Genomic DNA, 13,835 nt, shown 5'->3' with positions numbered 1-13,835 from the left:
ATTTTAACTTCTAAAGAGAAAAACCTTCTGCACGGTCAATAGCATCTCGTGCTTCAATCATGGAGCATCCTGTCTCGGCTATTAATGTATTCACTGTCATGTTTGGGTTCGATTTCAATATTTCTTCTAATTTAAAAGTTGGTTTGGGTAAAGCTTTATCAATGCTTTCAGAAATCCATAAAGTTTTTTGCTGAGACAATTTTTTACTCATCTCAGTAAGTTGGCTTTGTTTGCCCTTCAATACCCAATTCTTAGAACGGCGGATACGACTTAAATGACAACCATGTTGAATTGCAATGTCTATCATGGTCGCTTTACACTCAATACGATGTAGAAAACGGTTTAAAGTAATTGAGAAGATTTCTGAGGAGTGCTGTACTGCAGTATCATTTTTCAAATTAGTCCCATCAGTTGTTTTTCAAATTAAACAATAATAATCAAATGAAAAAGGTAAATCTACTTATGAAAAGCAAGTGCAAGCTGTGTATTTAAGCTTTAGCAGACTCATTACTTTATCGTTTAATTTATCTAGAACTGAGGTTATTTAATCTGATCCGATTAGCAACTGTTTCTGAGTCATCAAACCTGACATATTTACTATTTTGCCTATTTTTAAATGTATTATTATCGGCTTAAAGTGATCCAATCGCGACTTCACTAAAAAGTTAAATTTATAATGATCAGGTCGTGTTAAATTAATAACTATAACTTAACAACGCATTTGTGGTTGTTATTTTAGGTTTTACTCTGCTTAATTTTGAAATTTTTACCTGTTACCAGCTTTTTGGAAGTGAATGGTTAATGTTTCAAAGATCTCCCCTTTGTTTGGCGTTGTGTTGGCAGTTTTAAATCTAATATTACTTAATAAACCACTCAACAGATTCATGTATAAGGAAATTGAATGAATAATAAAGTGTTAAAAAAAGAGTATTTAAATTTATTATCAATACAGTACCCGACTATCGCGAAAGCGAGTTCAGAAATTATCAACCAAAGTGCATTGTTAAATCTTCCTAAGGGCACTGAGCATTTTGTATCCGATATTCATGGTGAGGACGAGGCATTTAACCATGTTCTAAAAAATGGTAGTGGCTCTATTAAAATTAAAATAGATGAAATTTTTGAAGGCACTTTATTAGAAAAAGAGAAAAGAACATTAGCGACAATTATTTATTATCCAAAACAAAAACTTGAAATGTTGCTTGATAGAGTTGAACCAGAAGACCAAGCGGAATGGCTTAGTGTTTTACTTTTTAGATTGGTAAAAATGTGCAGATATGCGTCACAAAAATATACTCGGTCAATGATTAGAAAGGCCTTAGACCCTGAATTTGCATACATAATTGAAGAGCTTTTACATGAGCAAGAAAGCATAGAAAATAAAGTTGAGTATTACAAATCAATTATTGAAATGATCATTTTGACTGACAGGGGAGAAGCTTTCGTTATTGCTTTGTGTCAGTTAATACAACAGTTAGTTGTTTCTCATCTGCATGTTATCGGAGATATTTTTGATAGAGGCGCAGGTGCGCATACTATAATGGATCGTTTAATTGGTTATCATAAAGTCGATATTCAATGGGGAAATCACGATATTGTTTGGATGGGCGCCGCAGCGGGCTCCTTAGCTTGTATTGCTAATGTTATTCGTGTCTCATTACGATACGCTAATATGAAAACCTTAGAAAATGGCTATGGCATCAGCATGTTAGCATTAGGGTCTTTTGCGATGGAAACCTATCGCGATGATCCCTGTCATGAGTTTCGCACTATGGCAGAAGGAGATAGATCCCTTAGTACAAGAGAAAAGTTAGTACTCGCTCGAATTCATAAAGCGATAACTATCATTCAGATGAAAGTCGAAGGTCAAGTTATTAAAAATCATCCCGAATATAATATGGATGACCGTTTAGTCTTAGAGAAGATAGATTATGAAAAAAGTACCATCACAATGGATGGTATTACTTGTGACCTTAAAGATAGCTACTTTCCAACTATTGATCCGTCTCGACCATATTCTCTTACCGCGCAGGAGGAGTCGCTGATTAAAGATCTAAAACGCTCTTTTTTATCTAGCGATAAACTTCAAGAGCATGCAAAATTTTTATTTTCTAAGGGCAGTGTCTATTCGGTCATTAATAATAACCTGCTGTATCACGGTTGCGTTTTAATGAATGATGATATGACCTTTAGAAATAGAACCATTGATGGTGTTTCGATGGAGCCCAAGGAATACTTAGATTATGCTGATAAAATTGCGCGACAGGGCTATTTTTCTAATTGCCCAATAGAAAGAAATAATGGTCAGGATATGATGTGGTATCTCTGGAGCGGAAAGGAATCCCCGCTTTTTGGTAAAGACAAAATGGCTACCTTTGAAAGATATTTCACCGATAACAGCCGCATTAAAAAAAGAAAATAAAAACGCCTATTATAAATTTCGAGATAATGAAGAAGTTTGTATCAATATATTAAAAGAATTTGGTTTAGATGAAAGCGGGCATATTATTAATGGTCATGGTTCCCGTTGCTGTTAAAAAAGGTGAAAGCCCAATTAAAGCTAATGGCAGACTGATTGTGATTGATGGTGGTTTTTCTAAAGCATATCAAAATCAAACGGGTATTGCTGGTTACACGTTAGTGAGTAATTCGAGGGGCTTTATTTTAGCGTCTCATAAAACCTTTGAGTCTAAAAAATCTGCCATTGAGCATGATTTAGATATACATACTTCAAAGATTATTCTAGAGCGCTCAGCAAAAAGAATCATGGTAAAAGACACAGATAAAGGAAAATTGCTTATTCAACATATTAACGCGCTAAAAGAGTTATTATTAGCTTATAGAAATGGTGATATCAAAGAGAAAAGGTAATTAATCTCAACTGGGAATAAGTAAAATTAACTTTACTGTATAAATTAGATTGTAATTTTTTTAAAACAAATGGGTAAGTGTTTTTAACGAACCTTTTTTGATTCGCCATATTGCTCATTTTAGATACAAAAATTAACTATAAAATCCCTATTTAAAATCTAAAAATAGGGATTTTAAAATATTATTTTCTCTTATATCTATTAAAAATTTATTTAATCTAATCAGATGCCAATAAGTAAGTTTCCTTTCTTGATAAAACCTTGTTTATCTTCAAAAAAATGATTTTTCTCTGCGCTTTTTAGTATTTTGGTCTAGCATTATATTTATCGAAAGTGAAACTTAGTTTAAATTTTATCCAATAAAATAAATCTGTTAGTTTTACTCAATTTGCAAAAGGGAACATCAATAAATACAGATCGATATGGATTATCGTATGTCATAAGGCACTAAAAATGAAACAACAAGAACCGGATAATGATAGATTTTCATGCGCAAATTGTGCAGATAAAAATAATCTTGATTTTGATTTTACAATGGCTTTTCAGCCGATTATTAACTGTAGGACTAATCAAGTTTATGGTTATGAAGCGCTGGTTCGAGGCTTAAACAATGAATCTGCTTTCTCAATTATTTCTCAGGTTAATGAAGATAACCGTTACTTATTTGATCAACTTTGTCGAATAAAAGCAATTGCATTAGCCTCTAAACTCAACCTTCAATCAGTTCTTAGTATTAATTTCCTGCCAAATGCAATCTATAAACCTGAACGGTGTATTCGCACAACACTAGAAGCGGCACAGAAGTATGATTTTCCTGCTGAAAGAATAATGTTTGAATTTACAGAAGTAGAAAAAATTGATGATGTTAATTTTATTAAAAGTATTGTTGAGTATTATAAAAAAATAGGTTTTACGACAGCTATAGATGATTTTGGCTCTGGTTATGCGGGATTAGGTTTAATTGCTGATTTTCAAACTAATATTATCAAACTCGATATGGAGCTTATACGTAATATTGATAAAGACAAAACTCGTTATTCGATAGTGAAAAATTGCTTAAATATATTTCGAGATTTAAAAGTAACTGCTTTAGCTGAAGGCATTGAAACAATAGATGAATTTATATGTTTACGTGATTTAGGTATTGAATTAATGCAAGGATACTTTTTTGCTAAACCCGGCTTTGAAAGCCTACCTACTGTTGATTTTCAGCAATTGGTCAAATCATAGGTTCTATAATTTCCGGCATGTTGTCGATCGTTTTTCGTAAATCAAAGATCGGTGTGAGCAACATGATGGGGATTAATTACTCTGAAATTTTTAAAATAGTTAAATTTTGCATTTTAAAAAGTAGAACACTTTTTAAAATTTTAAATAATTTGTTAAAAACATTTCTGACTAGAATTCATTTTTCTACTATTCTATTTGATTGTTAAATAAACGTTTTTGGTTTTTAACAGCAATATACCCATGCTACCTCAAGTTACCTTGCCCTACGGGAAGCAACCTCGAAAACCAGCCCTTTGTTGCAACAATCAAACAGGAATAACCATTAAAGGTGCTAAATTTTTACATTTACACCTGCCGATAGAGGATTAACGAAGTTAACTTTTCGAAAGGCCATATTGCGCCTTACTTTGCTATCGAGGTTTCAACTGATAAAGCAACTTGAGGTGCATGAGTATAAATAACCTCAGTTCTGGATAATGGAAGCGAAATAACATTATCCAGAACTGAGGTTAAATAGATTGATATTATCGCTTACCTTCATAAAAAGACTTAATACCCCTTTAATTTTTTCTTTTTGCCTCATTGAATTGTATTTATTTTGCAGAACACTCTTTGTTTGTTTTAAGAATATCCACATCATTTTTATGTTATCTATAGGAATCCTCTAAAATACTTGGGTGTTACTGGTCAATATGATAAATATTAATCGATTTTTTTGATGTTATTTTTAACAAAATAAACCTATTTAGTAACGAGTTGTTACATTTAGTTCAAAAGAAATGATAATTATTTTCATTTATTACATGATAATTACTTGCATTAGCAATTGATAATCAATATCATCCAGATCGTTTTTTACTTCCCTATCTGGAGATACAATTTTGTCTAGTGCTACTACATCGCCTCAGGAACCTTCTGACTCTATGCTTGAAGGTGTTGCTCAACAGTCTATAACTACTAACCCTACTGATGCTCAGAAAGAGCTCGTTGAGCAAATGGTCGATGATAAAAGTGATGCTGTGTCCGTTTTAACGACTTCTGAGTCAGGATCAGAGTCCACTATTGTTTCTGATTCTACTTTATCAGGCACTGATAACGCCACTTCAATGGCCGCTCAAACACTCACTGAGAATGATCTTACAACGCAAGCCATTAGTGACCCATTAGCGCTTACTGAAAATGGCTCTGCCATGTTAGACCCTGTTTTTGATGCGCTTTATCCGTTACAAAACTTACTTGAAATTGGTGGACCTGTTGTTTGGATTTTGGGTGTTTTTTCAGTAATTGCTTTAAGCATAATACTTATTAAATTATGGCAATTTTTTCCATTACAAGCAGAACAAACTGCGGATGTTGAGCAGGCCCTTAATTATTGGCAACAAGGTCAGTTAGATAAAGCACAGGGAGCTTTGAAGTTACACCGTCCAATCTCATTACTGGTTAATAATGCAATGGCCGGTTTACGAGCGAAACAATCATTAGACCTGTTAAAACAAGAACTAAGTTGTCAAGCGACTGAAAAAATTAATGAATTTCGTTTATTACTCCGTCCACTTGAAGTGATTGCGAATCTTAGTCCGCTATTAGGTTTAATGGGTACAGTGTTAGGCATGATTGGTGCGTTCCAAAAAATGGAAGAAGCAGGTAATCAAGTTGATCCTTCTGTGTTATCTGGCGGTATCTGGCAAGCACTTCTTACAACAGCCGTCGGCCTTGCTGTCGCCATTCCTGTGGTTGCTCGCTTATAACTGGTTAGACAGAAAAGTTGAGCGAATCAGCAATAGTATGAATAACAAGGTGACACGTGTTTTCACGTTGCAGTCACCAGAGACTTCGGCACCTTCTCAAAGTGAAGATTTTAAAGATGTCGCTAATTTAAATCCGGTAAAGCGTAAACAAGCGATAAGCCTGACACCTTTGATTGATGTGGTTTTCATCTTGCTATTGTTTTTCATGTTGTCTTCTTCTTTTACACAGTGGAGAGCAATTCAGTTGCCCGCAAGCACCACGGCACAAGAGACGGTTGATAACTTTGTTCATGTTTTGTTACACAGCCAGGGCAAGGAATTTAGTGTTGCTGACAAGCGTTATTCAAGCACTGATACACAAGCGCTCGCGGATTTAGTCGCGATGCAACCTGAAGCTATTTTTGTATTAGAAGTGGAAGAGCAAGTAAGTACGCAGTCATTAATTACCTTGCTTGATAAGTTAAAACAAAATGGTGCGAAGCAAGTCTCTTTAGCAGGAGCGTTGCAATAATGTTAATTCCAGAAGTTACTAAGGCAAAAACACAGAACGATGACAATTTGATCCCGTTAATTAATGTTGTGTTTCTAATGCTTATCTTTTTTATGGTTGCTGGACATATTGAGCATTCGGATGTGGTTAAAACCAATCCTCCTCAATCGGTTAACGAGCAAGCCTTACAAAAAGAAAATATTGCAGAGTTATTAGTTACTGAAAAAAGTGAGTTATTTCTTAACGGTGAGTCGGTTAATGCAGACAACTTGAGTGAACAATTAAAGCTGGCTAGTGCACAGTCACAATCGATAGAAAACTATTCTGTACTGGTAAAAGTAGATGAAAAGCTTGATGTTGTTGAGTTAAAAAAAGTGTTACGCCATATCAAAGCGACGAGGGTTATTACGTATTTCTTTGGTCACTAAGAAAATAGAGGCGGTGGCTTCTTTATGATTTTAATTCGTCATTATTACATCGCTATTTTGGGAGCAACATTAATCCATCTTGCTGTGCTGTTTTTATTGAGTTATTCGGTAGAAGGAGGTGCTAAAGATAAAGGTGAACAGGGCATTGAAATAGATCTCGGCATGCTTGGAGATCTCGGCAAAGCAACTGAAACACAGGAAAGTAGCATTACTCCAGTTGAAGGTAAGGTTGAAGACAAGGTTAAAGATGAGGTCGAGGAAGTCGATGTTGTAAAACCACAGGAGACAGTTCAAGAAAAGAAGCCAGTGGAGCAAGAAGTGATTGAAAAAGCACCTGTTGTTGAGGAAGTCGAACCTGTTATTGAACCTGTCATAGAAGAGATAGTGGAAACTAAGCAAATAGCAGAAATAAAAGTTAAAAAAATACCTGTCAAAAAGGCAGAAATAAAAAAACAAAGATTGAGCCAGTAAAAGAAGAAATAGTCGAGCCTATTGAGGAAAAGGTTATTGAATTGACTCAACAGAAAATTGTTGATTCAGAGCCCCAAAAATCAGTACAAGCGACATCGGTTAAACAGGAAAACAACCAAGCGAGTTTATTAAAAATGTCAACCGGTAGTGCTGACGCACTGACATCCGGAGGAAATACGGGAGCACAACCTAGTTACTATTCGATGATTGCTTCGATGTTAGCTAAACATAAACGCTACCCACAATACTCTCGAAAGAGAGGCTAGGAAGGAACAGTAGTACTGACATTTACTGTTCTTAAAAGTGGTTTAGTGAAAGATATTGATATTAAAGAAAGCTCAGGATATCGAGCCCTAGATCGTGCCGTTAAAAAAATGCTCAAAGAAGCATTGCCATTTCCAGGACATGAAAAAGTCCAGGAAGTGAAAATCAGTATTCCTATTGTTTTTAAATTAAATCAATAGTTTTTAAAAGCTCAAACAATTGACATGAAATTAATACCAATTCCACTAAAAAGTGATCAATCTTACTAGTTAAAAAAGCTATTTTCGCGTTGGAAGTCTTGTAAAGGGAATAACCATTTACAGCAACTTCCGCCTTAAACAAGCTTCTTTTCCTGCGTAATATTTGACCATTATTATTAATGGAATTGGTATAACCAATTGTTCTTAAACCAACCTAAAGGAAGTTGTTATGCCTGAATTAAAAAATACTATCTCGATGCAATATGATCGAGGTTTCAAACATCAGCACACTGTGGCGAATGGTAAAAATACCAAGAAATTTATCAGTGGTTCACTAGCATTAGCTATTTCAACCGCGTTGATGGCTAATGTTAATGCAGAAGAGGTTAATCTGGATGCATTAGTAGTAGAAGATAAAGGCACATTATCAACGGTAGATACTAACCCTTATGCACAACCAGGTGCTCCTTATAAAGCAAAAAAGTATCAGATAGTAAGCGTACGCGTGATATTGCAGATACACCTTCAACGGTTACTGTATTAACAAAAGACTCAATCGACGATTCAGGTAAAAATGAATTAAAAGATATTCTTAGCGCTCAGCCAGGTATTACACTCGGAACAGGTGAAGGTGGTAACTCATTTGGTGACCGATATATTATCCGTGGATATGAAGCACGTAGTGATGTATTTACAGATGGTTTACGTGAGCCTGGCCTTATTTCTCGTGATACCTTTGCGATTGAACAATTAGAAATCTCTAAAGGTCCTAGCTCAACATTTGCTGGCCGTGGTTCAACAGGTGGTGCGGTAAATAGTGTTACCAAAAAAGCAACTTTAGACGATGATTTTGTAAAAGTTTCTGGTGGCATTGGTGCCGATAATTACCAACGTTACACTATTGATGGTAATACAATGGTGACAGAAGATTTAGCTGTACGTGCTAACTTACTTTACGGAGAAACGGATGTGCCAGATCGTGCTCCAGCTGGTGAGAAACGTATGGGTGCTTTGTTATCTGCAGTATATGAAGCGACTGATAACGCAACCATCTCAGCTGATTATTATCATTACGAATCTGATGATACACCAGATTTAGGAACACGTTTAGTTGATGGTGAACCAACGACAGAGCAGGGTTACCCTGGCAATGAAGATTTAGACTTTTTACAATCTCAAGCAGACATTGTTACGGCAACATTAGATCTTGAACTATCTGATGAAGTGCGTTTGGAAAATAAAAGTCGTTTTGGTGTCACAACCAATGACTACGTTGCTTCGACTATACAGGTTCGTAACGGTGTTAGCAGTGACAGAACCTTTACTGGTTCACAGGAAAATCAATACATCGGCAACCAAACTAACTTGATTATTGATAAAGAACTTGGTGGACGACGTCATACCATTATTACAGGTATTGAATTAGCAAACGAAGAGTCACAATCTGCTACTTATACGGTAAGTGGTAATACAGCGACTAAAAATGATATTGCTTCCGATTATGAACTTAATACAGCGTCGCTATATCTGATGGATACAATAACGATTAATGATGACTGGGAAGTATTTGCTGGGTTACGTTACGATTACTTCCAGTATGAGTTATGGCTTGCTGAATCAACCAGTGGCAGAACTGGCGTAGTAACACCTGCAACGACTTATGATTACTCAGATGGTCTTCTAAATGGTCACATTGGTGTTGTTTACTCTCCTTGGGAAAACGGTAACATTTATGCTAACTGGAGTACTTCTTCAAACATCAACGGTGGCGAATCAGATGCAAAAGGTAGCTGTGGTTACGGTGGCGTTTGTTCTGATGATGATGGTAACTATAAGAGTGCAGAACCAGAGCAAACGACTAACCTTGAATTAGGAACAAAATGGAACCTAATGGATGAGCAGTTGTTATTCTCTGCAGCTCTTTTCCAAATCACTAAAGATAATGTTATTGAAGGTGGTAACGATTCTTACACAACCGGTGGTTCATTAAATACAGGTAAGAACCGAGTACAAGGTGTTGAATTTGGCATTTCAGGTAACATAACTGATAAATTAAGTGCTCAGTTTGGTTTGGCAATCATGGATTCAGAAACATTAGAGTCTTATGATACTGATAGCATTGGTTCTCCTAAGGCGAACTTTGCTAATGAAAGTGCTAATTTGCAGTTACGTTACCAAGTTATGCCTAAGTTCGCATTCGGTGGTAACATGACTTACTCAAGTGAAATGTATGGTGGTCAACCTGATGCTGGCGCAACAGATAATAAACTACCTAGTTATACTGTGTATGATCTTTTCGCAAGTTACCAAGTAACTAGTAAGTTTGAAATTCAAGCTAACATACAAAACGTAACAGACGAAGATTATTATACTGCTCTGTACCGTGGTGGTAGCATCATTTATATTGGTGATGCAAGAACTGCTAACGTTACCTTTAACTATGAATTTTAAATAACTATAAATTTATAACTACTCAGGTCGTCGCTATTTAAGCCTATTTCATCGTTGGAAAATGCTCATTTAAACTACTAAACTGCGCTTTTCCGCCTTGAACTAAGCATAAATAGCTTAGCCCTGAGTATTTATATCCTAATTTACTAAAAACTCCTTCATTTTTAAGGGTTTGAGAAATTACTAAAAGAATATATTATGATAATTCCAATTCCTGCTGTATTAACTAAGGATGAAGTAAAACAGTTTCGACATTACCTTGATAATGCCGATTGGCAAGATGGAGCTGTAACCGCTGGCGCACAAGTCGCTGGACAAAAACAAAATCAACAACTTGATACAGATTCAAATCTTGCACAGCAATTAGGAGATATTATTCTCAGTGCATTAGCACGTCATCCTATGTTTGTTTCTCGTCGCATTACCTTTAAAAATATTTCCGCCAATGTTTAATCGTTATGGTCAGGGTGATCATTATGGTTTTCATGTCGATAACGCTATTCGTATTATTCCTAAAACCAGTATTCGTTTACGTACCGACTTATCTGCTACGGTTTTCCTGTGTGAGCCCGATGAGTACGAAGGCGGTGAATTAGAAATTGAAGACAGTTATGGCGAGCATAAAGTAAAGTTAACTGCGGGTGATATGATCCTTTATTCCTCAACCAGTTTGCATCGTGTTCGTGCCATTGAAAAAGGTCAACGTACCGCCGCATTTTTGGATTCAAAGCATGATCCGTGATCATGAGCAACGCGAAGTGTTATTTGATCTTGACCAGAGTATTCAGTCTTTGACTCAAATACATGATCATCAACATCCAGATGTAAAAAAATTAACCAGCAGTTACCATAAATTAATACGCCAACTAGCAGATACATAGAGTGACCGCATCATGCAAAAAGTAATCAAAGCACGCGATAATATTCCTCAAGATTTAGTGAGTATTAGTGACTATAGCCACTATGCTAAACAACATATCAAACATGATATCTATGAATATATCGCGGGTGGCGGGGCAGACCAATTAACCCTTTCCCGAAATCGACAAGCCTTAGATGACATTCAATTGCTTCCTAAAGTGTTAACGGACTGTACTAAGGGCAGTACGGCATTGAACTTTATGGGAGAATCATTACGTCATCCGATTATTTTAGCGCCTGTTGCTTTCCATAAATTAGTTAACCCTCAGGGTGAAATAGCAACTGCTAATGCGACTTAGCCTGCTTGAAACCACCATGGTCGTTAGTACATTATCGAGTTATCCATTAGAAGATATTGCTCAGAAATTGGATTCAGGAAAATGGTTCCAATTGTATTTTCAACAATCTAGAGATTTCACATTAAGCCTAGTAAAAAGGGCCGAATCTGCAGGTTACACTAAATTGATGATCACTATCGATGCCAGTTTACATGGTATTCGTAATCGTGCCCAACGTGCTGGATTTGTATTACCAGAAAACATACAGGCAGTTAATTTAAAAGATCGTCCAGAACTTCCACGTAAAGTTTTGTCTCCAAAACAAAGTGTGGTCTTTCAGGGGATGATGACAGAAGCTCCAACCTGGAATGACATTGAATGGTTACAACAAAATACTAAACTTGAAATTATTCTAAAGGGTATTCTTCATCCTGAGGATGCATTAAAAGCAAAAAAAATGGGGATTGCTTCGCAATTGTGATTTCTAATCATGGTGGTCGTACCTTGGATTCTATTCCCTCTGCGATAGAGCTGTTGCCAAAAATAAGAAAAGCATTAGGTCCTGATTATCCGATTATTGTTGATGGTGCGATTGAGCGTGGTACAGATATTTATAAGGCAATTGCCTTAGGTGCCAATACAGTTATGGTTGGCAGACCACAACTCTATTCATTAGCCGTGGCTGGTGCTGTTGGTGTCGCACATATGTTACGAGTGCTTCGAGAAGAGCTAGAAGTCACCATGGCGATGATGGGCACACCAAAAATTTCTGATATAACAGCACAAACGCTTTATTCGTCAGATTAAAAGACTTTTATCAAGCTAAAAAGTCCCCCAATCTCTTCGCTTAATTAAGAAGGAAAAATCCTTCTTAATTACTTTCCCCAAAAAGATTTTTATCTTAATTTTCTAGCTAAGTACCTTTAATACTTAGAATTGGCAAGCTCGCAGATCACATAAATTATCAAATTTCTTTATCTTTATTTATTTTATATTTAATTAATTTTTTAAATTTTTAATAGATGTTTATTTTAAGGTTACCTGTAACATTTTGGCTAAAAATGAGAGCTAGCCCAGAGCTTTCGAGTTAGCTTTATTGTTATATTATTGTAATGCAAATAACAACAGCATTTATTTTATTTGCTTCACTTGTTTTGTCCTTTGTTGAGCTAATTGGATTTAAAGGACAGTCAAAGATAGAAGTATATTTGAAGTGTTTTTGTTTTTTTGTCATCACAATTGAAAATGGTTTGATGTGACAAGGATGTTTTAATTCATTGCGCTGTTTTACATTTAGCTTATTTAGCAATTTCATCATTATTATTACAGAGGTTGCTAGGTTACTAAAAGTTTGTACATTTATTATAAATGAATAAATGTGCTGAGAGAATGTTTGTCATTATATAAACATTCAAAATAAAGCAAAAAAACTTATCATCTATTAGGAGTTAACTATGCGTTTTGGTTTTAAAAAAGGTTTGGCGTCAGCATTATGTTTGGCGTGGGCATCAACAGCGTACTCTGCTGTTGAGTTCAAACTTGGTCACTTTGGTTCTGATAATCATCCTTCTCATATTGCGAGCAATGCAATTTGCTAAGCAAGTTGAAGCACGTACAAATGGCGAGGTTGAGGTTGAACTTTATCCTAATAATGCATTAGGTAGTCCACCAGAAGTACTTGAGCAAGTAATTATGGGTGTGGTTGACATGAGCTTATCTGGTCAAGATCAGCTTGCTAAACATGTTCCTTTATTTGATACCGTTAGTATCCCGTTCTCTCTAAGCAGTGGTGAGCATGCAGACCGTGTGTTAGATGGTCCTTTTAAAGAGTGGGTCGCTCCTGAACTTGAAAAAATAGGTTTAGTTTACTTATCTAGTTGGGATTGGGGATTCCGCCAATTAACTAACTCTGTTCGTCCAATTTTATCGCCTGCTGATATTAAAGGTTTAAAAATTCGTACACCACCTGCAATGACTTATCAAGTCGCTATGCAAGCGATTGGTGCGAATGTTCAAACTATCTCCTTTAGTGAGCTTGTAATGGCAATGCGTCAAGGTGTTGTTGATGGTCAAGAAAACCCTATTGGAACAATTTACAGCTTAAATCTTTATGAGTCGCAAAAATACATTTCAATTATTAACTATTTATACAGCTCAATGGTACATGTAGTTTCAGCTGATTCTTGGGGCCAATTAAACGCAGAACAACAAAAAATTATTCGTGAAGAATCTGATTCTGCACGTTTGTTAATGCGTAAGTTAATGCGAGAAGAAGAGTTGGAACAAATTAAAGATATGCGTTCTAAAGGTATCGTGATTGATGAGCCAGATCTTGCACCTTTCCAAGCAATGATGGGTCCAGCTTACGAGCAAATCAAGAAGAAAGTTGGTGCCGCTAACTTTGACAAATGGATTGAAATGACAAAATCAGTTAAATAATTTAACAGTTTATGCATTTTATTAGTTTGGATTTCGCCTGATAAG

Annotated in this window: 17 protein-coding genes and 2 pseudogenes; 18 read left to right on the top strand and 1 reads right to left on the bottom strand. The window is 35.8% G+C overall.

Features of this window, described 5'->3' with window-relative positions; translation table 11 throughout:
• Positions 1-10: 10 nt before the first annotated feature.
• A complete protein-coding gene (locus tag ACLKMH_RS19515) occupies positions 11-397 on the bottom strand; it encodes a ribosome recycling factor family protein (RefSeq protein WP_413699602.1) in 387 nt (128 codons plus the stop codon).
• 504 nt (positions 398-901) lie between these two features.
• Between ACLKMH_RS19515 and ACLKMH_RS19510 the strand changes: the two genes are divergently transcribed.
• The 18 genes and pseudogenes from ACLKMH_RS19510 to ACLKMH_RS19425 all read left to right on the top strand — a co-directional run bounded on the left by ACLKMH_RS19510 (position 902) and on the right by ACLKMH_RS19425 (position 13,790).
• A complete protein-coding gene (locus ACLKMH_RS19510) occupies positions 902-2,422 on the top strand; it encodes a fructose-bisphosphatase class III (RefSeq protein ID WP_413699601.1) in 1,521 nt (506 codons plus the stop codon).
• A complete protein-coding gene (locus tag ACLKMH_RS19505; RefSeq protein ID WP_413699600.1) occupies positions 2,352-2,537 on the top strand; it encodes a fructose-bisphosphatase class III in 186 nt (61 codons plus the stop codon). The genes ACLKMH_RS19510 and ACLKMH_RS19505 overlap by 71 nt, the downstream gene beginning before the upstream one ends.
• Positions 2,491-2,871, top strand: coding sequence for a fructose-bisphosphatase class III (locus ACLKMH_RS19500; protein ID WP_413699599.1), 381 nt, complete (start codon positions 2,491-2,493; stop codon positions 2,869-2,871). Before ACLKMH_RS19505 ends, ACLKMH_RS19500 begins: the two co-directional genes overlap by 47 nt.
• 452 nt (positions 2,872-3,323) lie before the next feature.
• Positions 3,324-4,100 (top strand): EAL domain-containing protein, encoded by a 777-nt coding sequence (locus tag ACLKMH_RS19495; RefSeq protein WP_413699598.1) that lies wholly within the window; start codon positions 3,324-3,326, stop codon positions 4,098-4,100.
• A gap of 881 nt (positions 4,101-4,981) precedes the next feature.
• Positions 4,982-5,848, top strand: a complete 867-nt coding sequence (locus tag ACLKMH_RS19490; protein ID WP_413699597.1) for a MotA/TolQ/ExbB proton channel family protein — start codon at positions 4,982-4,984, stop codon at positions 5,846-5,848.
• Complete coding sequence (locus ACLKMH_RS19485; RefSeq protein ID WP_413699596.1) at positions 5,835-6,359, top strand: ExbD/TolR family protein; 525 nt, start codon at positions 5,835-5,837, stop codon at positions 6,357-6,359. The genes ACLKMH_RS19490 and ACLKMH_RS19485 overlap by 14 nt, the downstream gene beginning before the upstream one ends.
• The gene (locus ACLKMH_RS19480) at positions 6,359-6,766 is read left to right on the top strand and encodes an ExbD/TolR family protein (RefSeq protein WP_413699595.1); all 408 of its coding nucleotides are present in this window, start codon (positions 6,359-6,361) and stop codon (positions 6,764-6,766) included. Before ACLKMH_RS19485 ends, ACLKMH_RS19480 begins: the two co-directional genes overlap by 1 nt.
• A 24-nt stretch (positions 6,767-6,790) precedes the next feature.
• Positions 6,791-7,237: a hypothetical protein gene (locus tag ACLKMH_RS19475; protein ID WP_413699594.1), complete on the top strand. Its 447-nt coding sequence runs from the start codon at positions 6,791-6,793 to the stop codon at positions 7,235-7,237.
• Positions 7,238-7,278: 41 nt separating this feature from the next.
• On the top strand, positions 7,279-7,503 hold the full coding sequence (locus ACLKMH_RS19470; RefSeq protein WP_413699593.1) for a hypothetical protein: 225 nt from the start codon (positions 7,279-7,281) through the stop codon (positions 7,501-7,503).
• Between the two features lie 12 nt (positions 7,504-7,515).
• Positions 7,516-7,701 (top strand): annotated as a pseudogene (locus tag ACLKMH_RS19465) (energy transducer TonB); the annotation flags it as partial.
• Between the two features lie 229 nt (positions 7,702-7,930).
• Complete coding sequence (locus ACLKMH_RS19460) at positions 7,931-8,245, top strand: hypothetical protein (RefSeq protein WP_413699592.1); 315 nt, start codon at positions 7,931-7,933, stop codon at positions 8,243-8,245.
• Positions 8,212-10,152, top strand: a complete 1,941-nt coding sequence (locus ACLKMH_RS19455; RefSeq protein ID WP_413702404.1) for a TonB-dependent receptor — start codon at positions 8,212-8,214, stop codon at positions 10,150-10,152. Before ACLKMH_RS19460 ends, ACLKMH_RS19455 begins: the two co-directional genes overlap by 34 nt.
• A gap of 198 nt (positions 10,153-10,350) precedes the next feature.
• Positions 10,351-11,033, top strand: a pseudogene (locus tag ACLKMH_RS19450) (Fe2+-dependent dioxygenase).
• A gap of 12 nt (positions 11,034-11,045) precedes the next feature.
• Positions 11,046-11,372, top strand: a complete 327-nt coding sequence (locus ACLKMH_RS19445) for an alpha-hydroxy-acid oxidizing protein (RefSeq protein ID WP_413699591.1) — start codon at positions 11,046-11,048, stop codon at positions 11,370-11,372.
• Positions 11,362-11,832, top strand: coding sequence for an alpha-hydroxy acid oxidase (locus ACLKMH_RS19440; protein ID WP_413699590.1), 471 nt, complete (start codon positions 11,362-11,364; stop codon positions 11,830-11,832). Before ACLKMH_RS19445 ends, ACLKMH_RS19440 begins: the two co-directional genes overlap by 11 nt.
• On the top strand, positions 11,829-12,158 hold the full coding sequence (locus ACLKMH_RS19435) for an alpha-hydroxy-acid oxidizing protein (protein WP_413699589.1): 330 nt from the start codon (positions 11,829-11,831) through the stop codon (positions 12,156-12,158). The genes ACLKMH_RS19440 and ACLKMH_RS19435 overlap by 4 nt, the downstream gene beginning before the upstream one ends.
• A gap of 647 nt (positions 12,159-12,805) precedes the next feature.
• Positions 12,806-12,949: a hypothetical protein gene (locus tag ACLKMH_RS19430; protein WP_413699588.1), complete on the top strand. Its 144-nt coding sequence runs from the start codon at positions 12,806-12,808 to the stop codon at positions 12,947-12,949.
• Positions 12,936-13,790, top strand: coding sequence for a TRAP transporter substrate-binding protein (locus ACLKMH_RS19425; protein WP_413699587.1), 855 nt, complete (start codon positions 12,936-12,938; stop codon positions 13,788-13,790). Before ACLKMH_RS19430 ends, ACLKMH_RS19425 begins: the two co-directional genes overlap by 14 nt.
• Positions 13,791-13,835: the final 45 nt, after the last annotated feature.

The sequence above is a fragment of the Psychromonas sp. KJ10-10 genome (assembly GCF_047323245.1).
Taxonomy (GTDB): domain Bacteria; phylum Pseudomonadota; class Gammaproteobacteria; order Enterobacterales; family Psychromonadaceae; genus Psychromonas.
This window is presented reverse-complemented; position numbering and strand designations above follow the sequence as displayed.